Genomic DNA, 20,779 nt, shown 5'->3' on the forward strand with positions numbered 1-20,779 from the left:
GCCGTCGTTCGGGGGCGCGGCGGAGTAGGTTGGGGGGTACGAGGGCCCTTCGTACACCGGTAATCAGGCCGGTTTCGTCCTCGTGGTCCGACCACACCGGGTGCTTCGCGCTCGAGGCAGGTTCCGCCCGATGGCCGCCGACGCCGCACCCGCCCCCGCACTCGCCGCCGTACCGGTAGCGGCTCTCCGCTTCTGCTTCTGCTTCTGCTTCCGCACCAGCCGTACGCGCCCTTGACCGAGCGGTCCACCGTCACCGAGGCCAAGGAGCCCGGCATGTCACTCACCTCTTCGCCCGCCCCGGCGGCGCGCCCGCCGAACACCGCCACGCCCTCCCGTGCCTACGACGGCACGTCCCCCTTCCCACCGGACGGACCCGCCCCCGCACGCGACGGCGGCGACCGGCTGTACCTGGCGGTGACGGCGGTGATCGTCGTCGTACCGTTCGTCGCCGTCGGTCTGGCCGGCTGGCTGCTGTGGGGCAGTTTCATCCACGTGACGGACATCGTCCTCGCGCTCGTCCTCTACACCGTGACCGGTCTCGGTGTGACGGTCGGCTTCCACCGGGGTCTCACCCACGGCGGCTACCGGGCCGTCCGCCCCGTACGCGTCGCGCTCGCGGTGGCCGGGTCCATGGCCTTCCAGGGCGACGTCATCGGCTGGGTCGCCACCCACCGCCGCCATCACGCCTTCACCGACCGGCCCGGCGACCCGCACTCCCCGTACCGCTACGGCACCCATCTGCGCGGCCAGTTGCGCGGGCTGCTGCACGCCCACGTCGGCTGGCTGTTCCGCAACGACCGCACGTCGGCCGACCGGTACGCCCCCGACCTGCTGGCCGACCCCGACATCCGCGCGGTCGCCCGCGCCTTCCCGCTCCTGTGCCTGTTCACCCTCGCCCTGCCGTTCGCGGCGGGCTGGGCCATCGGCGGCACCTGGATCTACGGTCTGACGGCCCTGCTGTGGGCGGGACTTGTCCGGATCGCGCTGCTCCACCACGTCACGTGGAGCGTGAACTCCCTCTGCCATCTGATCGGCGAGCGCCCCTTCCGTACCCGGCGCCACGACCGGGCGACCAACCTGTGGCCGCTGGCCCTGCTGTCGTTCGGCGAGAGCTGGCACAACCTCCACCACGCGGACCCGACCTGCGCCCGGCACGGTGTCGACCGCGGCCAGATCGACCTCTCGGCCGCCGTCATCCGCCTTCTCGAACGCCTCGGCTGGGCGTACGACGTGCGCTGGCCGACCCCGGACCGCCTTGCCGCCCGCCGCACGTGAACCGACCGCGGACCGACTGTCCGCCGCCACCGCCACCACCGCCGTACAGGAGCAGACATGACCACCGCCCCACTCACCACCCCGCCCCGGCCCCTCCTCCGCCTCAGCCTCGCGCCGCACGACACCCCGCCCCGGCTCATCGACGGCGCGTGGTGGCCCCGCTCCTACGACCTGCTCACCGAACTCCCTCTGCTCCTGGGCGGGTTGCCGCCGGACTGGGGGAACATCACCATCGTCACCGTCAACGGCTCGACATGGTCCGCGACACCCGGCCGGATACTCGTCTGCAACCAGGTCGTACGACTGCGCAGAACCGAGACGGCGTCCGCCCCGCACACCGTCACCCTGCTGGCCCCGGGCCAGGGCCGCTGGGACCTGCTGGTCGTACCCCCGGACACCACGGAGGAGGCCGCGGAACCGCTGATGACGATCTGATCTCCCACTGAAGGCTCCGCCCGCGCCGCCGAAGCTGCGGGAGCCGTCGTTGCCGTCGTAGCCGTCCGTGGGCGGGGTGGTCGTGGCAGGCTGGGAACCGGGTCGTACGCCGAGACGCGCGGCGACGCACGACAGGCCGGAGGCGAGCCTTGGCGAGCGGGATGGACTGGGCGGAGTTCGCGCAGCGGATGGCGGCCATGGCGCGCGATCTGCTGGCGCAGAGTTCGGTCGGTGACACGCTGGAGCGGATCACCGCCTCGGCCACCGAGCTGGTGGAGGGGTGCGACGAGGCCGGGATCCTCATGCTGCACGGCACCGAGGTGCGCTCCCTCGCCCCCACCGCCCCGCTGGTCGTCGACAGCGACCAGGCGCAGGGGAAGGCCGGGGAGGGCCCGTGCTTCGACGCCGTCCGCAGCGGGGAGGGCGAGCGGGTCTTCCGGATCGCCGACCTCACCACCGAGCGGCGCTGGCCCGCCTACACGCCGCGGGCCCGCGCTCTCGGGGTGGGCAGCATGATGGGTTTCCTGCTCTTCACGGAGGACGAGGAGCTGGGCGCGCTGAACCTCTACTCGCGCCGGCCGGGAGCCTTCACCGAGACCAGTGAGCTGGCCGGCTGGCTGCTCGCCTCGCACGCCGCGGTGGCCTTCTCCAGCGCCCGCACGCAGGCCCAGATGGAGCAGGCCGTCGCCACCCGCCATGTCATCGGCGAGGCGATGGGCATCCTCATGGGCAGCCACCGGCTGACCGAGGAGCAGTCCTTCGCCGTGTTGCGCCGCTACTCGCAGGAGAACAACCTCAAACTCCGCGAGGTCGCCCGCCGCGTCTGTGAACAGGGCGGCCTCTCCTGACCCGGCCCCCGAAGGAGGCAGGACCACCATGCGGACCGTCACCCTGAACAACGGCGTCGAGATGCCGATCCTCGGCTTCGGCGTCTACCAGATCCCGCCCGAGCAGACCGAACAGGCGGTGACCGACGCCCTCGCCGTCGGCTACCGGCTCCTCGACACGGCCGCCGCGTACGGCAACGAGGAGGCCGTCGGCCGGGCCGTCGCGAAGAGCGGCGTCCCGCGCGAGGACCTGTTCATCACCACCAAGCTGTGGGTCCAGGACCCGGGCGAGGACAACACCCGGCGCGCCTTCGACGCCTCCCTGCGCAAGCTCGGCCTCGACCACGTCGACCTCTACCTCATCCACCAGCCCTACGGTGACGTCTACAGCGAGTGGCGCGCCATGCAGGACCTCTACCGCGAGGGCCGCACCCGGGCCATCGGCGTCTCCAACTTCCACGCCGACCGGCTCGTCGACCTGATCGACCACAACGACGTCGTCCCCGCCGTCGACCAGATCGAGACCCACCCCTTCCACCAGCGCACCGCCGACCAGCACCTCATGCGGGAACACGGCGTCCAACTCGAATCCTGGGGCCCCTTCGCCGAGGGCAAGAACGACCTCTTCACCCACCCGGTCCTGGCCCCCATCGCCCAGGCCCACGACCGGACCATCGCCCAGATCGTCCTGCGCTGGCTGATCCAACGCGACATCGTCGTCATCCCGAAGTCCGTCCGCCGCGCCCGCATGGAGGAGAACTTCAACGTCTTCGACTTCCACCTCACCGACACCGACATGACGACCCTCGCGACCCTGGACACAGGCAGGTCGGCCTTCTTCGACCACCGCGATCCGACGATGGTCAGCCGCTTGGGCCGGGTCCGCGTGGACAACTGACTTTTCGCCGGGCTCACCGGTCCGGACGCTCGTACTCCGTCTCGGGAACACCGATGTCCGAGAAGATCAACCGCGCTTGCTGCTCCAGCAGTTGGGCGTTGGATTCGTCGGCCTTGCTGTGAGCGTGAGCGTGGGCGAGGGCCAGCAAGGTGTGGGCCTCGCCGAGGCGGTGGCCGGTTTCGCGGTGTACGGCGAGGGCGTCCCGGCCCAGTTCGACGGCTAAGCCGTGTGCCGCTTCGGTCAGCGCCGTTTCGCACAGGGCGGTCAGGGCCTGGCCCTCCACCACGCGGAACGAGTGGGCGCGAGCCAGTTTCAGCGCCTGATCGGCGTGGGCGCGGGCGTCGTCGTACCGGCCCGCTTCCTTGTGGGTGACGGCGAGGGACAGGAGGCTGTCCGCCTCCGCGCGTCTGAAGCGTGCCTCGCGGGCCAGGGCGAGGGCCTGCTCGCCGGCCGCGAGAGCACCGTCCAGGTGGCCCAGCCGCCGCCGGGCCATGGCGACCGTGGTGAGGATGCCCGACTGGACCCAGTACCGCTTCGTGTCCTCGACCAGCGCGAACGCCCGCTCCGCCTGCTCCAACCCCTCACCATGGCAACCGAGTTCGACGTTGATCTTCGCCAGGGCGTCGAGCATCATCGCGCGCCCGTCCCGATACCCCGCCCGCTTCCCGGAGTCCAACTCCGCTCCGAGGAGCGCGAGTCCGTCGGTGAGCCGGCCGAGTTCCCAGTACACCCCGCCCAGGATCTGCAGGGCCGAGCCGGCGTCCCACCAGAAGTCCTCCGCCTCCAGCCGGACGGCGCCTTCGAGGCACTCGGCGGCCTCGCGCAGCCGGCCCAGATCCCGGCAGGCCAGACCGAGACCGATCAACCCGAAGCCCTCGAAGTAACGATGGCCGACCTCACGGAAGATGCGCAGACCGAAGGAGAAGTCGTCGTGCGCACCGCTGAGTTGAGCCATGCTCCAGCGCGCGAACCCCCGCAGTCCGAGAGCCGACGCCTCGCCCATGACCCAGCCGTTCTCCCGGCTGAGGTCCAGCGCCTGCGTGGCGTGCTCCATCGCCTGCCGGACATGCCCCCGGTCCCACTGCGCCGCCGCGAGACTGGAGTGCGTCGCCGCCCGCCCCCGCGGATCCCCTTCCGCCACGGCCGCGTCCAGCGCCGTCTGCGCGACGGTCTGCCAGGTCTTCCGCGGCAGATGGACCCAGAAGTGGCTGAACAGCGTCGAGGTCAGATACCAGGCGACGGGCCGGGGCCCGTGCTGGGCGGCATGCCTGATGACGGCGATCAGATTCCCCCGCTCGGCGTCGAGCCACGGCCCGCGGTCCGACGGCACCCCTGGATACGCGCCGGTGTCCCGGATCCCGTCGGGCAGCTCGGGGAAAAGCCCGGGCCCCGCGACGGCCCGAGCGGCGCACAGGTACCAGACCAACAGCCGTTCGAGCGCGGCGTCCCGGTCCGCCGCCGTCTCCTCCGCCAGCGCACACTCCCGCGCGTAGTCGCGAAGGAGATCGTGGAACCGATACCGCCCCACCGTCACAGGCTCGACCAGATGAGCCGAGACCAGCGCCCCCAGCAGCCGCCGAGCCTGAGGCAGGGGCGCATCCAGCAGGGCCGCTGCCGTCTCCCCGGTGAACTCCGCCCCCGGAAACAGCCCGAGCAGCCGGAAGAGCCGCCGCGCACCGGGCGCCAACACCCGATACGACACCGAAAACGCCGTACGGAGAGGCGAGTTGGCGTCGGCATCCCACTCCAACGCCTCCAGCTTCCCGCCCTCCCTCATCTCGGCGACGAGGTCGGCCGTCCGCAGGGCGGGATCCCCGGCGAGCCGCGCGGCGGCCACGCGCAGGGCCAGCGGCAGCCCACCACAGAGCCGAATCAACTCACCAACGGCGTCCCCGTCCCCTCCTCCGTCGACCCGCTCGGCCCCGAGGATCCGCCGAAGCAACACACGCGCCTCGTCCGCCTGGAGCAGCCCCAGGGCCAGAACCTGCGCGCCGTCCCGGGCGACGAGGTCACCGAGCCGATTACGGCTGGTCACCACAACACAGCAGGTCGGACTGGACGGCAGCAGCGGACGCACCTGCTCCGCGGAGGCCGCGTTGTCCAGCAGCACGAGCATGCGCCGACCGGCCAACAGCGTCCGGAACACCCTCCCCTGGGCCTCATGGTGCGCGGGGATCTCCGACGCCGCGAGCCCCAGACTCCGCAGCAGCAACTCAAGGGCCTCGCCGGGTTCGAGGGGCCGCCGGTCGTGGTCGAACCCGTGCAGATTGACGTAGAGCTGCCCGTCCGGGAAACGATCACGGACCTGATGCGCCCAGTGCACGGCCAACGCGGTCTTGCCGACACCGGCGGCACCACCGATCGCGGAGACGACGACGGCACTGCCCGCCGCATGCGCCGACTCCGGCCCGAGCAGCGAGTGAAGCACCCCCAGCTCATCGGAACGCCCCGAGAACCCAGGTATGTCATGGGGAAGTTCGGCAGGAACGACGTCCACACGGGGCAGGGAACCCACAGCCGGCGGAGACCGCAGCAGCATCGAATCATCCTGATGCAGCACGGCTTCATACACCCGGCGCAGCTCCTCACCGGGATCGGTCCCCAGCTCGTCCCGCAGCCGTACGCGCAGCTCCTCGTAGGTGCGGAGCGCCTCCGAGGGCCGCCCCCGCCCGTAGAGGGCCCGCATCCGCAAGCCGGTCAAAGCCTCGTCGTAGCGGTCGGAACCAGACAACCCACTCAGATCATCAAGCGCCTCCCCGAACCGCTCCAACGTGACGAGGCACTTGAGCCACTCCACCCGAAACGTCCGCCGCCGCTCCTCCCACCGCTCCCGCTCCTCCTGAGCGAAGGGCCCGGGCACCCCGGCGAGCGGCTCCCCCCGGAACAGCGCGAGCGCATCGGAGAGTTGGCCGACAGCGGCGGGCAGATCACCACCCCGGGCCGCCCGCAGCGCACGGTCGCCCCGTTCCTCCAGATCCGCCGTATCGAGCCCAACCCCGTCGACGACGAACCGATACCACCCCTTGCCGCTGCGAATCGCCGACTGCGCGGGCGGGGTGTGAGCCGAATCGACCACCCTGCGCAGCGAGTTGACGTGCGTGGCCAGCACCTTGTGACCCCCGGCGGGAGGCTCCTCACCCCACACCGAGTCGAGCAGCCGGCCATGACTGACCACGGCGCCCCGCCGCAGCAACAGAGCGGCGAGCACGGCCTGCCGCTTGACCGGCCCCAGCTCCAGCGGATCCCCGCCACGCCACGCCCGTAACGGCCCGAGCACCTCGAACCGCAACACCCGGAACCCCCGCTCTCTCACGCCGACGTCATCGGAATTTCATCAGAATTGCAGCACCCCCGACCATCGTGACGGCCACGACATCGCACAACCCGCACAACCGAAGGGGCCCGCGTGACCGAAGCGGAGCTGGTGGCCACGGCACTGGCCACAGGAGCGGCACCCGGCCTGACCGGCACCGCCCCAGGAACCGTCCAAGACCTCCACGCCACACTGAAGGAAAAACTCCACCACCGCCTACGCGACTCCTACGGCACCCGAGTCCTCCACGCCTACGACACGGACCCCGACGTCTGGCACACCCGCCTCCTCCAGGTCCTCACCACCCAACTGAACCTGGACGAAGACATCCTCACAGCGGCCAGAGCAGTACTCCGCGCGGACCGCCACCGGGGACACATCACGGCACGCACGGCCGACAGCTGACGCGAAGAGCAAAGCGATAGCCGTCCACGCTATGCCATGCAAAATGGCATACTCGAACCATGACTGGTGACGACATGGACTTCCAGCCGGGCGACGGCCCTACCAGCGGTATCTCCGTCACCCTGACCGCCGGAACTCTGCAGGCGATCCGTGAGCGGGTCGGCAAGCGAGGCGTCTCCGCCTATCTGGAGAAGGCGGCCCAGCGGCAGATCGAGCGGGACAACCTGGACGAGCTGATCGCGGACTTCGACAAGACACACGGCCCGGCCGACCCCGACGCCGTGGCGGCCAAGCGCGCCCGCCTGACCGGCGGCGCCTCGAACGCCGGCGCGGCCGCATGAGCGGTGCCCTGGTCCTGGACAGCGAGAGCCTTGCGAAGGCCGTACAGCGCGATCGGGAGATCCACGAGTGGCTGACTGCGGCTCGCGACGCGGACCTGCCGGTGATCACGTCGGCCGCCGTACTGGTCGAGGTGATCCACCCGAAGATCAACGACGCCGCGCTGAAGTGGACCCTGTCCCGCCTGAATGTCGAGCCGGTGACCCAATCCGTCGCACAATCCGCTGCCGCCCTGCTGCGCGCGGCAGGACTGCACGGCCACAAGTACGCCATCGACGCCATACTGTGCGCGACCGCCCTCCAGCATCCCGGCAGGGTGACGATCCTGACCTCGGACGTGGAAGACATCGAACTGCTCACCGCCGACCACTCACGCGTGAGCGCGGAGAAGGTCTGATCCGGAATACCGGTATCCGGATCCTGGCAGGGCCAGGCCCGACTCATTCGCCGTCGCACCTTTCCAGGACCAGGCTCGCGGAGCCCCTTTCGAGCCCATTGCTGTCTTCCACGTGGAGGTGGGCGCCATCTGGTGTGCCGTCCTGGGCGAGCGGGAGGAGGTGGCCGCCAGGGTCCTCAGCCCGGCAGCGTTGGCCTCGATCATGATCTCCCCACCCAGGTTGCGGACCTCGATGCGTGCGTCGTCCTCCCAGGTGAAGACGCGGGTGACCCCATCGGTCACCACGTTCACGTGAGTGGTCGTCGACGGAGCAGCGTCAGGTTCAGAGACCATGTCCAAGCATGACGTGGTCATGGGCCATCAGGCACGTGTGTTCGAGGCGCAGCCCTTCCGTGCGCCGTGATGGCCGGTCTCGGTGACCTGGGTCGGGCAGCGAACTGGCCCGGGGTTTGTCACCTGGGCGTGGGGATGTTGGAGCGGGTGACGAGAATCGAACTCGCACTCTCAGCTTGGAAAGCTGCACGGCCGGGTGGGAGCGGGACCTTGGGTCGGGAGCGGAGTGAGCCGTCTTGAACCTGTGAAGGAGGTTGGTGACAACGTCGATTTCTGCGCCGTGCCAGTCATGTTCTGTATTCGAAGGTCCGGACTGCCGCCCTAGGCACTCATTGGTTCACGCTCCACAATGGAGCCGCGTGCTGCTCTGGTCGGCTACTGATGAGAAGCCGACGTAGGTCGTCACGCTGTGAGCCGTCGAGGTTCAGGATCTCGGTGAGGTGGCGGAACGTTGTGTGAGTGACTCCGCGGCTTCGGGCCTCTGCCTCGAACTCGGCGAGTTGGCGGAGTGCCGATTCGGGGTCGAGCATCGTCGGCTTTTGCCCCTGGAGCCGGAAGGCCTTGCTGCGCTCGTAGTCGATTTCGGAGAAGCCGCAGATCTCGCGGCTGAGGGACTCTGCCTCGGCCAGGGTGGTGGTCGACATGAGTGCGTGGGCGAGTTCGTTGCGGCTCAGGGCCTCGTCCAGGTCGACTTCGTGGACGGTCGGGCTCTCGTCGGTCAGAGGGATGGGGAGGCCGGCGTCCCGGACCTCGCATGTGCCGCGTACGCCTCGGGCGGCTGCCGCGAGCATGCCTGTCGCCTCGGAGGGGTGCCAGTCCAGGACCGGGGCGATCGGGTCCGTGTCTTTCGTCGTGAAGGTGTGGACGGTGGGGCCGAGCAGGTTTCGCAGGTCCTCGTGGGACAGTTCGCCGTCCAAGCCGGGGCCGGCGATCAACAGACGGACAGGTACGTTCACTTGGCCGCACGCTGCCAGTGTCAGTGAGTCGGCCAGTGGGCTTTTCAGGGTCGGTTCGTCGCCCCGGGCCAGCACGTCGCCGCCGACGTCCAGGAGATCGACCGAGGCCGGCCGTAGGTGAGTGACCAGTTCGGCGAGCTGGCGCGTGATGCCCTCGGCGCCGCGGATCGGGTCCAGCAGCACCATTGTGTGCGGGAGTTCTGCCGCCAGGCGTGGGAGCGTCGAGCCTGCCGGTGCGATCGGGCGGGCCTCCTCCGGCACCTTCCAGACGGCCGGGGTGAGGGGTTCGAGGCCGGTGAAGTCGTCGGCGTATCGAGGGCCCGGTACCGGGTCGATCAGTAGGCGGTCCCACGCGTACGTGAGGATTACCGCCGGGCCTTCGTCGCCGTACAGGGCGGCGTGAAGCATTGCGGCGGCGACCGCGTCGCCCCCTCCTCCTGCTGCGACGATCAACCGCGTCATGGGGCCAAGACTACGGGGCTGCCCGTCGGCCACTCACCCTATAGTGGCTAGAGGCTATAGCCACTTGTACCAGGAGGGCACATGCCTCAGATCGAGGAGACGCAGCCGAAGTATCTCCAGATCGCTCACTTCATCCGCGATCAGATCCTGCGGGGCGATCTGCGGCCCGGAGACGAGGTCCCCTCGGAGCGGCAGTTGGCGTCGGACTGGAAGGTGTCCCGGCCTACGGCCGCACGGTCACTGGAGGCGCTGAGTCACCAGGGGCTTGTCGAGAAGCGGCAGGGATCCGGCACATACGTGCGGAACCTCGAAGTGAATCGGCGGGCGCGGGAGTTGTACGGGCGGGCTCGGCAGACCGGGAAGATCTACACGTCTGGTGAGTACGCCGTGATCACGTCGGCGGGGTGGCGGGATGCGCCGGATCATGTTGCCGAGGCGTTGGGCCTGGTGAAGGACCGGCGGGCGGTGCGCCGCCGACGGGTGACCAGCGACCAGGACGGGCCCATCACGCTGTCCACCTCGTGGTTCGCGCCGGAGACCGGTCGGCGTGCGCCCAAGCTCCTGGAGCCGGAACGGATCCAGGAGGGCACTCTGCTGTACGTCGAGAACATGACCGGACGGCAGGGGAGTTACGCCGAGGACCGCATGTGTGCTCGGCAGGCGACCGAGGAGGAGGCGGCTGACCTCCAGCTTGACGCGGGAACAGCGGTGTTGATCGTGCACCACGTCGTCTTCGACCTCCAGGACCGGCCGTTGGAGTTCGCCGAAGCCACCTATCCGCCGCATCGCTGGGCGTTCGAACAGGGCTATCCGCTCACCTGATGGGCTGTCGTCCGGGAGAACTGCTTGCGCGCCGCAAGTGGCCAATGCCACTATCCAGTAAGTGGCTAAGGCCACTTGATCGGAAGTGCATGGAGTGACGAGTCGCCGACCGCGTCCGTGCCACATCGAAGCGGCGCTGTCCCGACTGCGGCGGCAGCGGCAAGGAGTGAGCGCGAATGGCTTACACGATCGACCGCTACCCCTGCGAGGACTCGCCTCGGCTCGGCGCGATGACCTTGCATCCGGCTCCGGAGTCGGTTCCTCGGGCGCGGCGCTGATTCCGGAAGTTCATCGCCCCGTACAACCCGGCCTGCTCCATCGACGACTGCTCCTTGATGATCTCGGAGCTGGTGACCAATGCCATCCGCTATGGGCACGCCGACGAGCCGTGGCTGGTGCGGGTGGAGTGGTTCAGAGTCGGCACCGCACTCCGGATCGAGGTCCACAACCCCGGCTTTCCGGCGAACGTGCGACTGCGGCACCCGGACGCCAACGACGCACACGGGCGCGGGCTGCTCCTGGTGGACTCGATCGCCGAGTCGTGGCATTCCGGACCCAGCCGCTTCGGCGGAACGGTGGTCTCGTTCGTGGTCGCCGATGCCTGGCCGTCGTGAGGCGGACGATTCGTACGGCCGATCTCGGGCAGCAAACAACCCCCGGGTCAGTGACCTAGGGGCTGGGATGTTGGAGCGGGTGACGAGAATCGAACTCGCGCTCTCAGCTTGGGAAGCTGATGTTCTACCATTAAACTACACCCGCGTAAGACGCCGGATTCGTCCGGTGTCCGATCGCCCCGTCACTCTACCTCATGCGCGGCCCCCGGCGTCGAAGCCCGGGGGCTGAGTGCGTTTCAGGGGGTGGGATCCGGGTGCGGGCGGGCGGAGTTGGGGCGTACCGTGGGGGCCCGCGAGCGGGGTCCGACGGGGTCGGAGTGCCGCCTGGAGGGTCGTCCCGTTCGTCCCGTAATGTGGCTTTCGGTGTCCGGCGAGCAGCAGTCGGACGCGGCTCTTGGGGAAGGGACTCTAGGACTTGATGGAGCGCACCGTCGTCCGTTGTGCCGATGGGCACGTGTTCAGCACCACTTCGTTCCCGATGCAGCAGGCCGAGCGGCTCGGTCCCGGACGGCTCGTCCGGTGTCCCCGCTGTGCGCGGCTCCGCAGCGCGGTGCCCGTGCCGGTGGCCGTGGGCATCGGGAAGGCGTAGGAGACAGGTCGTAGGCCAGAGGCGCGCGGACGTCCGGTGGCGGGCGGTCCGCGCGCCTTGCGTATCCTCGGGACGTGCTTCTCTCAGACAAGGACATCCGGGCCGAGATCGACGCCGGGCGCGTGCGGATCGATCCCTACGACGAATCCATGGTGCAGCCGTCGAGCATCGACGTACGTCTCGACCGCTTCTTCCGGGTGTTCGAGAACCACCGGTACCCCCACATCGACCCCGCCGTCGAGCAGGCCGATCTGACGCGGCTCGTGGAGCCGGAGGGGGACGAGCCGTTCATCCTGCACCCGGGTGAGTTCGTGCTCGCGTCCACGTACGAGGTGATCACCCTCCCGGACGACCTGGCGTCGCGTCTCGAAGGCAAGAGTTCCCTCGGCCGGCTCGGACTGGTCACGCACTCGACCGCCGGGTTCATCGACCCCGGCTTCTCCGGGCACGTGACCCTCGAACTGTCGAACCTCGCCACCCTGCCCATCAAGCTCTGGCCCGGCATGAAGATCGGGCAGCTCTGCATGTTCCGGCTCTCCTCGTCGGCCGAGCACCCTTACGGCAGTGAGCGGTACGGCTCCCGCTACCAGGGGCAGCGTGGGCCGACCGCCTCCCGGTCCTTCCTCAACTTCCACCGCACGCAGGTGTGAGGGCCGGATGACCGACCTCCGCGAGAACCTGACCTACGAGCGTTTCGGCACCGCCGTCCGTGAGCTGGCGCAGACCATCGCCGACGACGGCTACGAGCCGGACATCGTCCTCTCCATCGCCCGCGGCGGCGTCTTCGTCGCCGGCGGGCTGGCCTACGCCCTCGACTGCAAGAACCTCCACCTGGTGAACGTGGAGTTCTACACGGGCGTCGGCACGACCCTTGAGATGCCGGTCATGCTCGCGCCCGTGCCGAACGTGATCGACTTCTCCGACAAGAAGGTCCTGATCACCGACGACGTCGCCGACACCGGCAAGACCCTGAAACTGGTCCGCGACTTCTGCCTCGACACCGTCGCCGAGGTCCGCAGCGCGGTCATCTACGAGAAGTCCCACTCCCTCGTGAAATGCGAGTACGTGTGGAAGCGCACCGACGAGTGGATCAACTTCCCGTGGAGTGTCCTGCCTCCGGTGGTCAGGCGGAGCGGGCAGGTGTTGGACGCCTGACGGGCGGGCGGGCGGCGTACGTCGACACCCCGACGGCCCGACATCCCGACGCTTCAACGACCCCGGCGTATACACACCGGGGTCGCCCTTCCGGGCGGTCGCACGTGAGAGTGCTCCGACCCACTTTCAGGCTACTCCTCCCCCTCGTGCGTAGTTCCCCCTCGTGCGTCGCTCTAGGCGCCTTCCTCGGTCGGCCTCTTTCGGACAACGGCCGACGCCACGGTCCGTTCGGCCGGTTCGGGGAGTAGGCTCGAAGGCACCGAGGATATTTTGTGCACCGGCTTCCGAGCTCGTGTCGTTTTCGGCGATCCAATATGCCGGGTCGGCTGTGGTCGACCCGGGGCAGGGTTCGCGTCATGACTGCGACCATCTCCCTCTCGCCGACACTCGAAGCCGAAGACCCGTCCACGTGGTCCGCCCGGTCCGCCCAGGCATCCTCGTCCTCGCTACGACTGTCGCTCGCTCCCAACGGCCCCGCACCGGCCCTGCTGGACGGTGCGTGGTGGCCCCGTTCCCGTGATCTCGAAGCGGAACTCCCCGCCTTGGCCGCCGTACTGGATCCGCTGTGGGGGCGGATCACCCGCGTCACGGTGAATCCGACCCACTGGCCGGTCGTCCCGCGCAAGGTGCCCGTCGCCGGGCATGTGATGCACGTCGGCTGGTTCGGGGCCGAACAGGACCCGCACGAACTGATGTTGCTCTCCTACGGAACGGGCCGCTGGAATCTCCTGGTGATCCCGCCGGAGACGGATCCCGCGTCGGCCGCCTGGCTGATGGCCGCCGCGAGCGACCCGTCGGGTACGTCGACCGCGAGCCGGTTGATGGAGGAGGCGGCGGCGCGCACGCGGGCGGCAGTGTCCGAGACCGACCGGGCCGTGGAAGCCGTCTGGGACTCCGAAGGCGGCCGGCCGAGCCCGAGCCCCAGCCGCGACGCGGCCGCGGTGCGGACGACCGGGTCCGGTGACCCAGTTCGGTGACCGAGTTCGGTGACCGGGTTCGGTGACCGGGTTCGATGACCGAGTTCGGCTGCCGCGCTGAGTAACAGCGTCCGCCCCAACGGAAGTTCAGCGCGACCGTCACCGCGACCACCGTCCGCCCCCACACCCTGCGTCCGCCCCCGCCTTCACCCCCCTGCGTCCGAACAGAGGACCCATGCACCCTCCCCAACTGAACGTTCACCGGCACGACCGCGACAACCACGCTCTGATCACCCTCGCCGGAGAGATCGACCTGACCACCGCACCCCTCGTGTCCGCGGCGCTCGCCGGGTGCCTCGGCGACGGCATCCGTGGCATCGACGTCGACCTCACGGAGGTCACCTTCTGCGACGCCAGCGGACTCAACGCCTTTCTCGCGTCGTTCAGGCTCGTCACGGATGCCGGGACGTCCCTGAGGCTGCACTACCCGTCCCAGACCATGGCCCGCGTCATCGACATCACGGGCTCGGGATTCCTGCTGCACCCGGCGCTCACCGGCCGCACCCGCTCGCGCCGGATGCCCCTCACCGCCGCCGGCGGTGCGTGGTGACCGTCCCGCCCCGGCCGGAGCGGCCGCCGTACGGCGCCGCGGGCGCCGCGGGCGCCGCGACCCCCATGGACGCGTTACGCCTCCGTCGGCTCAACCGCTGGCAGGCCGAGACGCTCAAGGAGGACCTGGCCGATCTGTACGTGGAGTCCTCCCAGGCGCAGCCCGGCGAGGAGTACCGGGACCGGGAGGCGTTTCTGCGGCGGCTGACCGGCGCGGTACGGCAGCCCGGCTTCGCCCTGCTGATCGCGGAAGGGACGGCCTTCGCCGGGTGCGCCTACGGTTTCCCGGTGCGGCGCGACGGGACCTGGTGGCGGGGGTTCGACGGGCCCCTTCCGCCGAGCGTCGAACAGCTCACCGCGTCCGGACACGTCTTCGCGATCACCGAGACGCTGGTGCACCCGCACACGGACGCCCCGGGCGTCGCCCGTCGGCTCCAGCGACGCCTGCTCGCCGACCACCACGCCTCGCTCGGGGCGACCCTGGTGGATCAGGCCGACCGGGTGGTCCACGACGCCTTCCTCTCCTGGGGCTGGCAGGACATCGGGGCGGTCCTGCGGCCGTCGGACGGGTCGAGCCGGTCGAGTCTGCTGCCGCCGGACGCCGTCGTGCTGCGGGCCCTGGTGCTCGCCCTCGGGGCCGGGACCGGGGCGCTCGGCGCCGCCAACCCGGACGGGCTTGCCCACGAGAACCGCACCCAACGGCCCGACTGATACGGCCGTTCGGGGGCCGGGGCGAGGGCGCCGACGAGGGCCGAGGTGAGGGCGCCGACGAGGGTCGAAGTGATGGTCGGAAATGTGAATGAGCATATTGATCAGAAACTCATGGGGTTCTCGTCCAGGACGTAGCGGACGTGTGGGCCGCCGAAGTAGCCGCGGACGATGTGCGGCTGGCGCTGGCGTCTGCGGAAGAAGCGGCGGGTCTCGGCGGCGAGTTCGGCCTGGTTCCGGGCTCGGTGCTGCTTGGGCAGGCTGTGCTTGAGGTCGGCGTTGACGAGTTCGTCGGGGTTGAGCTCGGGCGAGTACGGGGGCAGGAAGTGCAGCTCGACGTCGTCGGGGTGGGCTGCGAGCCAGTCGCGGACCTTCTTCGAGCGGTGGGCGGAGTGCCCGTCGACCACGAGATGGACCTTGTGGTCGAAGTGGCCGGCGAGCCGGTCCAGGAAGCGGCACATCACCTCGGCGGTGAAACTCTCGGTGAAGACCATGAAGTGCATCCGGCCCTTGGTGCTGATCGCCGACATCGCGTTCACCGAGAACCGGTTCCCGGCCCGTCGCACGACGGGGGTCTTGCCCTTCTCTCCCCAGGTGCGGCCTGTGACCTGGTCGGAGCGGATGCCGACCTGGTCGGCGAAGAGAATCTCCCCACCGTCCTCCTTCGCCCTCGCCCGGATCTTGGGCCAGGTCTCGGCGTGCCAGCGCCGGACGGCCTCGGGGTCCTGCTCGACGGCCCTCTTGTCCGGGCGCTGGAAGGAAAGACCCCACCGCTTCAGGTACTTGCCCACCCCCGGTTCGGTCAGCCGTACCCGGTACAGCTTCGCGATCAGGTCACCGATCAGCCGCCGCGTCCACAACTGCCCACTCAGCCCCACGTCACAGGGCCGGTGATCGAGGACCGCCTGCCGCACAGCGGCCTGCTCGGCCTCCCCGAGCACCTGGTGCACCCCGACCGGCTTACCACGCGGCCGCATCACCAGAGCCTCCCGACCGCCGGCCAGCCACTTCGCCCACCAGATGTCGACGGCCTTCAGCGACACCCCGAACACCGCCGCCACGTCCTCACGGTCCCGCCCCGCCACCAACGCGGCCACCGCCCGCAGCCGCAGGGCCTCCTGCGCCGACGGCGACAGATGCCGCGCGTCCCCCACCAGATCGCTCACACCCCTCCAACGACCCAGAACCCAAACCGTTTCGGATCAATATTTCCGTAGCGTCGTGCGCCGATTGAATGAGTGGCCATTTCGCATGTCCCTTCTGTGACGAGACGTGTTTATTTGTGCGTAATATGCGGCGGCAGCAACAGCATCAAGGCTTTCCGGGCGATCGGTAGGGCCCGGTACGCCACGGCCCACAGAAAATGGCCTTTCGATGAAGCTGAAGTTCCCGAAATTCCCTCAACCAGGCGGTGGCCGCCGCACCGTGTCAGGCGTGCTGGGCTCCGCCCTCGCCGCGACCGTCGCCACCGTGATGGTCGCCGTGACGCCCACCCCGGCGTCGGCGATCGCCCTGCCCGTACCCCTGGGCACGACCGCCAGCTACTCCGTCCTGGCGGGCCAGGGAGTCACCAACGTCGGCCCCACGGTGCTCGACCACGACCTCGGATCGCACCCGAACGGCGCGTTCACCGGATTCCCGCCCGGCCTGGTGCTCGGGGCCGTACACCCGGCGGACGCCGCGGCCGCGCAGGCCAAGAGCGATCTGGTCGTGGCGTACAACAATGCGGCCGGCCAACTGGAGGGCCAGGCACCGGACTTCCCGCTCGCCGCGGGAATCGGCGGGGGCCAGGAGCTGCTCCCGGGCGTCCACCGGGCCACCTCGGGTGTCGGACTCACCGGCGACCTGATCCTGAACGCCGGCGGCAACCCCAACGCGGTCTGGGTCTTCCAGATCCCGGAAGCCCTGACGACGGCCGTCAGCAGCCGGATCCTCTTCACGAACGGCGCCTCGCCGTGCAACGTGTTCTGGCAGATCGGCAGTTCGGCGACCATCGGCGGCAGCTCCACCTTCGTCGGCACCATCATGGCTCTGACCTCGATCTTCGTGGGATCGGGAGCGACCATCGAGGGCCGGGCGCTGGCCCGTAACGGCGAAGTGACGCTGAACAACAACCGGATCTTCCTCAACGGCTGCTCGACGTCCACCACCGGCGGCACGACGACCGGTACCACCGCCGGCACCACCACCGGTACGACGACCGGCACCACCGCGGGCACGACCACCAGCGGCGGGCTCCTGAGCGGCGGACTCGTCTCGGGCGGCCTCCTGGGCGGACCCATCGTCGGGACCGGCGGCACCTCGGGCAACGTCGCCGGCAACACGTCCGGGAACACCGCGGGCAACACCGCCGGGAACACGACCTCCGGCAACACCGCGGGCAACACGGCCGGCAACGCCACCCTCGGCAACACCTCCGGCGGCAACGGTGGCGGACACGACCACGCGCCCGGCCGACCCGCCCACGGCGTCAAGCCCGGCAAGCCCGGAAAGCCGCACCACGGCGGCAAGCCCGACCTCGGCCCGCACATCCACCCGGGCAAGCACGACCAGGGCAAGCCCGGCCACGGCAAGCCCGATCACGGCAAGCAGCCCGACAAGGACTACGGCTACGGCGACCTGCCCAAGGGCTACGGCGGCGACAGCCACGCCAAGGGCCACAACGGCTAGACAGCGCACCGCGGCCAGTCCGCTCACCGGATGACGGCGCGCGGCGGAATCCTCACCGAGTCCGCCCCGCGCCGTCGGCGGTCGCCGACGGCAGTCGTACGAGAAAGACAGGTAGGCGGGTGTCGAGCGCAATCGACTCAGTGGACGTCGGCGTGGAGACCGGCACAGATGCCGGCGCGGATGTCGGCACGGACGGGAAGGTGCGAAGAAGCGCCCGTGCGGGGAGATCCGGGCTGCGGGCCACCGCGATTCTGTTCCCGATCCTGTGCCTGGCGATGGCCCTGGTCCATGTGTTTCTGCTGTTTCTTCACGTGGCACCGGCCAATACCGTCTCCAAGCGATACAGCCCCCTGATCAACGCATGGGTGTATCCCCTTTTCGAACAGAATTGGCGGCTTTTCGCCCCCGATCCCGAATCCGTCAACCGGCAGATTCTGGTGAGAACCGCGCACACCGGCTCCGACGGATCGACGCGGGTGAGTTCCTGGTTCGACCTGACCGCCGTGGACACGGCGGCGGTCGAGCACCAGCCGTTCCCGAGCCACACGGCGCAGAACATGCTGCGGCGCGCCTGGGCCGGATACGTCGAATCGCACGGCGGCGACGACACGGCGCACACGGAACGCGCCCGGATGATGCGGACGTACCTGAGCAACATCGCCGCGGACCGCGTCGCCGCCCACACCGGCGACCCCTTCGAGTTCATCCAGCTCCGCGTCGTCACCCTGCCCATCGCCGCGTCCGGCTCCGCCGCCGGAGATCGCTCGCGGACGCCCGTCGAGAACCGGCGTCTGCCCTGGTGGAAGGTGTCCGGCCATGCACAGTGAGACACGGAGGACCGCGGCCGCAGGCGTCGGCCCGAGGCTCGCCGACCGGATCGCCGCCGGACGGGACCTCCTGACCGGCCGCCCGGTGTCCCTGTACGGCGCGGCGGTGCTGCGCATCGGCTACGGACTGCTCTACCTGGTCTTCCTGCTGCGCGAGTTCCCGCACCGCGCCGAGATCTGGGGCCCCGACTCCCCGTGGACGCCGGCCCTGTCCAAGCAACTCTTCGAGCAGACCGGCTGGTTCAGCGTCCTGACCCTGTCCGACAGCCGCGCCTACTTCGAGCTGTGCTACGCGCTCGCGCTCGTCACCGCCGCGCTGTTCACGCTGGGCTGGCGGACCCGCGTCCTGTCCGTCCTCTTCGCCGTCATGGTGACCTCGTTCCACGCCCGCGCGATCTTCATGACGGACGGGGGCGACAACCTGGTCCTGCTGATGGCCCTCTACCTCGTCCTCACCGCGTGCGGCCGCCGCTGGTCCCTGGACGCGCGCCGACACCGGCGGAGGAAGGCGGGGCGCGAGGGTGAGCGTTCGGGCGTACGGACACAACTCCTCGACGCCCGCACCACCTTGGTCACCGTGCTGCACAACTGCGGCATGCTCGTCATCGCGGCCCAGGTCTGTCTTCTCTACGGTTCCGCCGGCCTGTACAAGGTCCAGGGCGGTTCCTGGGGCGACGGCACCGCCCTCCACTTCGTCCTGAACCTCGAACTCTTCCGACCCTGGCCGGCGCTCTCCCACTTCGTGGACCAGCACACGCTCGCGATCGCCGTCGCCGGCTATACGACCGTGCTCCTCCAGGTGGCCTTCCCCTTCGTGCTCTTCGGCAGGCTCAAGTACCCGGTGCTCACCATGCTGTTGGGTATGCACCTCGGCATCGCGGTGCTCATGGGGCTGCCGCTCTTCTCCGGCGCGATGATCGTCGCGGACGCCGTCTTCCTTCCGGACCGCTTCTACGCGTCCCTGCCTCGCCTCTGCCGGCGCGTGCTGCGGCGGACGGGCAGGCCACCGGAGGTGCCCGGACCGGCGGCGGGATCCGGAACCGTACCCGCGCAGGGCGGGCCGGACCGTACCGCGTCCCGGGCCTCGACACCGTGAACGACGTAAAGGGCCCCGGTTCCTGAAGAGGAACCGGGGCCCTTCCCGTCGTATGCCTGTAAGCCCTCTACGCCTCTAGAACGTGCCCAGCTTCACGATCGACAGCAGCGCGATGAGCTGGATCGCCGACGCGCCCAGGGCCTTCGGCCAGGGGAGGTCGTGGGAGCGGCGGACCATGAGGGTCAGCAGGGCGCCCGCGGCCACCCAGGTGGCCCAGCCGAGGAGTTGGACGAAGGACGCGTCGCCGCCGAAGAACATCGCGACGATCAGACGCGGGGCGTCCGTGAGCGACGTGATCAGCATGGAGAGGCCGACCGTCGGCTGCCAGGCGCCGTTGCCGCCGAGCTGGCGGGCCAGGCTGTGGGTGACCACGCCCAGGACGAAGAACGACACCACCATCGCCACGGCCGTCGTCAGGACGATCGGGATGGCGTTGGACAGCGTCGCGTTGATCGCGTCCTCGCGCGCGGTGTCGAAGCCGAACACCGCGAGCAGGCCGTACAGGAACGTGACGACGAGGGCGGGGCCCCACATCGTGTAGTCGCGCATCTGGAGGAACGTGCGGTCGGGGGAGGTCACGATCCCCCGCAACAGGTCCTTCCAGTGCAGGCGCGGACCGATGGGTCCGGACGGCTGCGGCGGGCCGTAGGGCGCGTGGTGGTGGTCGTCGACGGAGAACGCCTGGGTGTGACCCGGGTTGTTCGCCGCGTACGGGTCCGGACCGCCGTGTCCGCCGGGGCCGGGCGGGTAGCCGCCGTCGCCGAAGTACTCCGGTTCACCGCCCTGGCCGCCCTGGCCGCCGTGGTGTCCGCCATGGCCCCCATGACCGCCGCCGTGTCCGCCGCGGGCCGCCGGCCAGCCGCCTCCGGCGTTCCCGGACGGTCTGCCGTACGGCGGCTGCGGTGCCTGCGGGTAGCCGTACGACGGCCCCGAAGGCCCGGCCGACGGGCCCTGGGGCGCCTGCTGCCCGTAGGGAGGGTGTTGCGGTCGCGCTTGCGGGGCGCGGTCGTTCCGTCCGCCGCGTCCGATCCTGAATCCAGCCACGTCATCGAACGTACCTGGTCCCGGAGAGTGACGTGCCGGGCCCGGGCTCCCGGACCCGGCTTTGCGGCCGAGCTGTGACATCCCCTAA

At 69.8% G+C, this 20,779-nt stretch carries 22 protein-coding genes and 1 tRNA gene; 17 read left to right on the plus strand and 6 right to left on the minus strand.

Going from position 1 to position 20,779, the window contains the following annotated elements; all coding sequences use genetic code 11:
* The first annotated feature begins 273 nt into the window (after positions 1-273).
* The 4 genes from AFM16_RS20810 to AFM16_RS20825 all read left to right on the plus strand — a co-directional run bounded on the left by AFM16_RS20810 (position 274) and on the right by AFM16_RS20825 (position 3,435).
* A complete protein-coding gene (locus AFM16_RS20810) occupies positions 274-1,275 on the plus strand; it encodes an acyl-CoA desaturase (protein ID WP_078637035.1) in 1,002 nt (333 codons plus the stop codon).
* A gap of 57 nt (positions 1,276-1,332) precedes the next feature.
* Positions 1,333-1,710: a DUF5994 family protein gene (locus tag AFM16_RS20815; protein WP_030781822.1), complete on the plus strand. Its 378-nt coding sequence runs from the start codon at positions 1,333-1,335 to the stop codon at positions 1,708-1,710.
* 161 nt (positions 1,711-1,871) lie between these two features.
* Entirely contained in the window at positions 1,872-2,558 is a 687-nt protein-coding gene (locus AFM16_RS20820) for a GAF and ANTAR domain-containing protein (protein WP_030781825.1), read from the plus strand.
* Between the two features lie 28 nt (positions 2,559-2,586).
* Entirely contained in the window at positions 2,587-3,435 is an 849-nt protein-coding gene (locus tag AFM16_RS20825; protein WP_078634238.1) for an aldo/keto reductase, read from the plus strand.
* A 13-nt stretch (positions 3,436-3,448) separates the two neighbouring features.
* Here AFM16_RS20825 and AFM16_RS20830 read toward each other — a convergent pair whose 3' ends face one another.
* Positions 3,449-6,748, minus strand: a complete 3,300-nt coding sequence (locus AFM16_RS20830; RefSeq protein ID WP_245177750.1) for an AfsR/SARP family transcriptional regulator — start codon at positions 6,746-6,748, stop codon at positions 3,449-3,451.
* A gap of 93 nt (positions 6,749-6,841) precedes the next feature.
* Between AFM16_RS20830 and AFM16_RS20835 the strand changes: the two genes are divergently transcribed.
* The 3 genes from AFM16_RS20835 to AFM16_RS20845 are packed head-to-tail and all read left to right on the plus strand — an operon-like array spanning position 6,842 to position 7,889.
* Positions 6,842-7,153, plus strand: coding sequence for a hypothetical protein (locus AFM16_RS20835; protein ID WP_078634239.1), 312 nt, complete (start codon positions 6,842-6,844; stop codon positions 7,151-7,153).
* A 59-nt stretch (positions 7,154-7,212) separates the two neighbouring features.
* Positions 7,213-7,494, plus strand: coding sequence for a hypothetical protein (locus AFM16_RS20840; RefSeq protein ID WP_078634240.1), 282 nt, complete (start codon positions 7,213-7,215; stop codon positions 7,492-7,494).
* Positions 7,491-7,889, plus strand: a complete 399-nt coding sequence (locus tag AFM16_RS20845; protein WP_078634241.1) for a PIN domain-containing protein — start codon at positions 7,491-7,493, stop codon at positions 7,887-7,889. The genes AFM16_RS20840 and AFM16_RS20845 overlap by 4 nt, the downstream gene beginning before the upstream one ends.
* Before the next feature lie 43 nt (positions 7,890-7,932).
* Here the strand turns inward: AFM16_RS20845 and AFM16_RS40795 are convergent, their stop codons facing one another.
* Positions 7,933-8,001, minus strand: coding sequence for a hypothetical protein (locus AFM16_RS40795; RefSeq protein WP_489433993.1), 69 nt, complete (start codon positions 7,999-8,001; stop codon positions 7,933-7,935).
* A 550-nt stretch (positions 8,002-8,551) separates the two neighbouring features.
* Positions 8,552-9,640 carry a DUF1152 domain-containing protein gene (locus tag AFM16_RS20855; RefSeq protein WP_078634242.1) on the minus strand — a complete coding sequence of 363 codons (1,089 nt, stop codon included), beginning with the start codon at positions 9,638-9,640 and terminating at the stop codon, positions 8,552-8,554.
* 81 nt (positions 9,641-9,721) lie between these two features.
* On the opposite strand from AFM16_RS20855, the gene AFM16_RS20860 reads away from it, so the two are divergent.
* Both AFM16_RS20860 and AFM16_RS20865 read left to right on the plus strand, forming a co-directional pair.
* On the plus strand, positions 9,722-10,462 hold the full coding sequence (locus AFM16_RS20860; RefSeq protein WP_078634243.1) for a GntR family transcriptional regulator: 741 nt from the start codon (positions 9,722-9,724) through the stop codon (positions 10,460-10,462).
* A 290-nt stretch (positions 10,463-10,752) separates the two neighbouring features.
* Positions 10,753-11,076 carry an ATP-binding protein gene (locus AFM16_RS20865; RefSeq protein WP_245177992.1) on the plus strand — a complete coding sequence of 108 codons (324 nt, stop codon included), beginning with the start codon at positions 10,753-10,755 and terminating at the stop codon, positions 11,074-11,076.
* Between the two features lie 71 nt (positions 11,077-11,147).
* Here the strand turns inward: AFM16_RS20865 and AFM16_RS20870 are convergent.
* A tRNA-Gly gene (locus AFM16_RS20870) sits at positions 11,148-11,221 on the minus strand.
* A gap of 518 nt (positions 11,222-11,739) precedes the next feature.
* Between AFM16_RS20870 and dcd the strand changes: the two genes are divergently transcribed.
* The 5 genes from dcd (at position 11,740) to AFM16_RS20895 (ending at position 15,057) form a co-directional block, all read left to right on the plus strand.
* Complete coding sequence (gene dcd / locus AFM16_RS20875; RefSeq protein ID WP_030781856.1) at positions 11,740-12,315, plus strand: dCTP deaminase; 576 nt, start codon at positions 11,740-11,742, stop codon at positions 12,313-12,315.
* A gap of 7 nt (positions 12,316-12,322) precedes the next feature.
* Entirely contained in the window at positions 12,323-12,820 is a 498-nt protein-coding gene (locus AFM16_RS20880; RefSeq protein WP_078634244.1) for a phosphoribosyltransferase, read from the plus strand.
* A 356-nt stretch (positions 12,821-13,176) separates the two neighbouring features.
* On the plus strand, positions 13,177-13,797 hold the full coding sequence (locus tag AFM16_RS20885) for a DUF5994 family protein (RefSeq protein WP_078634245.1): 621 nt from the start codon (positions 13,177-13,179) through the stop codon (positions 13,795-13,797).
* A 175-nt stretch (positions 13,798-13,972) separates the two neighbouring features.
* Positions 13,973-14,347, plus strand: coding sequence for an STAS domain-containing protein (locus tag AFM16_RS20890; RefSeq protein ID WP_078634246.1), 375 nt, complete (start codon positions 13,973-13,975; stop codon positions 14,345-14,347).
* Complete coding sequence (locus AFM16_RS20895) at positions 14,344-15,057, plus strand: hypothetical protein (protein ID WP_256861334.1); 714 nt, start codon at positions 14,344-14,346, stop codon at positions 15,055-15,057. Before AFM16_RS20890 ends, AFM16_RS20895 begins: the two co-directional genes overlap by 4 nt.
* A gap of 101 nt (positions 15,058-15,158) precedes the next feature.
* On the opposite strand, the gene AFM16_RS20900 is transcribed toward AFM16_RS20895, so the two are convergent.
* On the minus strand, positions 15,159-16,220 hold the full coding sequence (locus tag AFM16_RS20900) for an IS630 family transposase (RefSeq protein WP_209313206.1): 1,062 nt from the start codon (positions 16,218-16,220) through the stop codon (positions 15,159-15,161).
* Between the two features lie 208 nt (positions 16,221-16,428).
* Here AFM16_RS20900 and AFM16_RS20905 point away from each other — a divergent pair, with 208 nt between their 5' ends.
* The 3 genes from AFM16_RS20905 to AFM16_RS20915 all read left to right on the plus strand — a co-directional run bounded on the left by AFM16_RS20905 (position 16,429) and on the right by AFM16_RS20915 (position 19,647).
* Positions 16,429-17,724, plus strand: a complete 1,296-nt coding sequence (locus AFM16_RS20905) for an ice-binding family protein (protein ID WP_030781872.1) — start codon at positions 16,429-16,431, stop codon at positions 17,722-17,724.
* Positions 17,725-17,864: 140 nt separating this feature from the next.
* Positions 17,865-18,551 (plus strand): DUF5819 family protein, encoded by a 687-nt coding sequence (locus tag AFM16_RS20910; RefSeq protein WP_370628054.1) that lies wholly within the window; start codon positions 17,865-17,867, stop codon positions 18,549-18,551.
* A complete protein-coding gene (locus tag AFM16_RS20915) occupies positions 18,541-19,647 on the plus strand; it encodes an HTTM domain-containing protein (RefSeq protein WP_078634247.1) in 1,107 nt (368 codons plus the stop codon). Before AFM16_RS20910 ends, AFM16_RS20915 begins: the two co-directional genes overlap by 11 nt.
* 75 nt (positions 19,648-19,722) lie before the next feature.
* Here AFM16_RS20915 and AFM16_RS20920 read toward each other — a convergent pair whose 3' ends face one another.
* Positions 19,723-20,772, minus strand: a complete 1,050-nt coding sequence (locus AFM16_RS20920) for a Yip1 family protein (RefSeq protein WP_078634248.1) — start codon at positions 20,770-20,772, stop codon at positions 19,723-19,725.
* Positions 20,773-20,779: the final 7 nt, after the last annotated feature.

This window comes from Streptomyces antibioticus (assembly GCF_002019855.1).
Classification (GTDB): domain Bacteria; phylum Actinomycetota; class Actinomycetes; order Streptomycetales; family Streptomycetaceae; genus Streptomyces; species Streptomyces antibioticus_B.

What these genes read in the sequence shown, in the direction of transcription:
- AFM16_RS20810 (WP_078637035.1), top strand. Translation starts at nt 274, where the DNA reads ATGTCACTCACCTCTTCGCCCGCCCCGGCGGCGCGCCCGCCGAACACC.
- AFM16_RS20815 (WP_030781822.1), top strand. Translation starts at nt 1,333, where the DNA reads ATGACCACCGCCCCACTCACCACCCCGCCCCGGCCCCTCCTCCGCCTC.
- AFM16_RS20820 (WP_030781825.1), top strand. Translation starts at nt 1,872, where the DNA reads ATGGACTGGGCGGAGTTCGCGCAGCGGATGGCGGCCATGGCGCGCGAT.
- AFM16_RS20825 (WP_078634238.1), top strand. Translation starts at nt 2,587, where the DNA reads ATGCGGACCGTCACCCTGAACAACGGCGTCGAGATGCCGATCCTCGGC.
- AFM16_RS20840 (WP_078634240.1), top strand. Translation starts at nt 7,213, where the DNA reads ATGACTGGTGACGACATGGACTTCCAGCCGGGCGACGGCCCTACCAGC.
- AFM16_RS20845 (WP_078634241.1), top strand. Translation starts at nt 7,491, where the DNA reads ATGAGCGGTGCCCTGGTCCTGGACAGCGAGAGCCTTGCGAAGGCCGTA.
- AFM16_RS20855 (WP_078634242.1), bottom strand. Translation starts at nt 9,640, where the DNA reads ATGACGCGGTTGATCGTCGCAGCAGGAGGAGGGGGCGACGCGGTCGCC.
- AFM16_RS20860 (WP_078634243.1), top strand. Translation starts at nt 9,722, where the DNA reads ATGCCTCAGATCGAGGAGACGCAGCCGAAGTATCTCCAGATCGCTCAC.
- AFM16_RS20880 (WP_078634244.1), top strand. Translation starts at nt 12,323, where the DNA reads ATGACCGACCTCCGCGAGAACCTGACCTACGAGCGTTTCGGCACCGCC.
- AFM16_RS20885 (WP_078634245.1), top strand. Translation starts at nt 13,177, where the DNA reads ATGACTGCGACCATCTCCCTCTCGCCGACACTCGAAGCCGAAGACCCG.
- AFM16_RS20890 (WP_078634246.1), top strand. Translation starts at nt 13,973, where the DNA reads ATGCACCCTCCCCAACTGAACGTTCACCGGCACGACCGCGACAACCAC.
- AFM16_RS20905 (WP_030781872.1), top strand. Translation starts at nt 16,429, where the DNA reads ATGAAGCTGAAGTTCCCGAAATTCCCTCAACCAGGCGGTGGCCGCCGC.
- AFM16_RS20915 (WP_078634247.1), top strand. Translation starts at nt 18,541, where the DNA reads ATGCACAGTGAGACACGGAGGACCGCGGCCGCAGGCGTCGGCCCGAGG.
- AFM16_RS20920 (WP_078634248.1), bottom strand. Translation starts at nt 20,772, where the DNA reads ATGTCACAGCTCGGCCGCAAAGCCGGGTCCGGGAGCCCGGGCCCGGCA.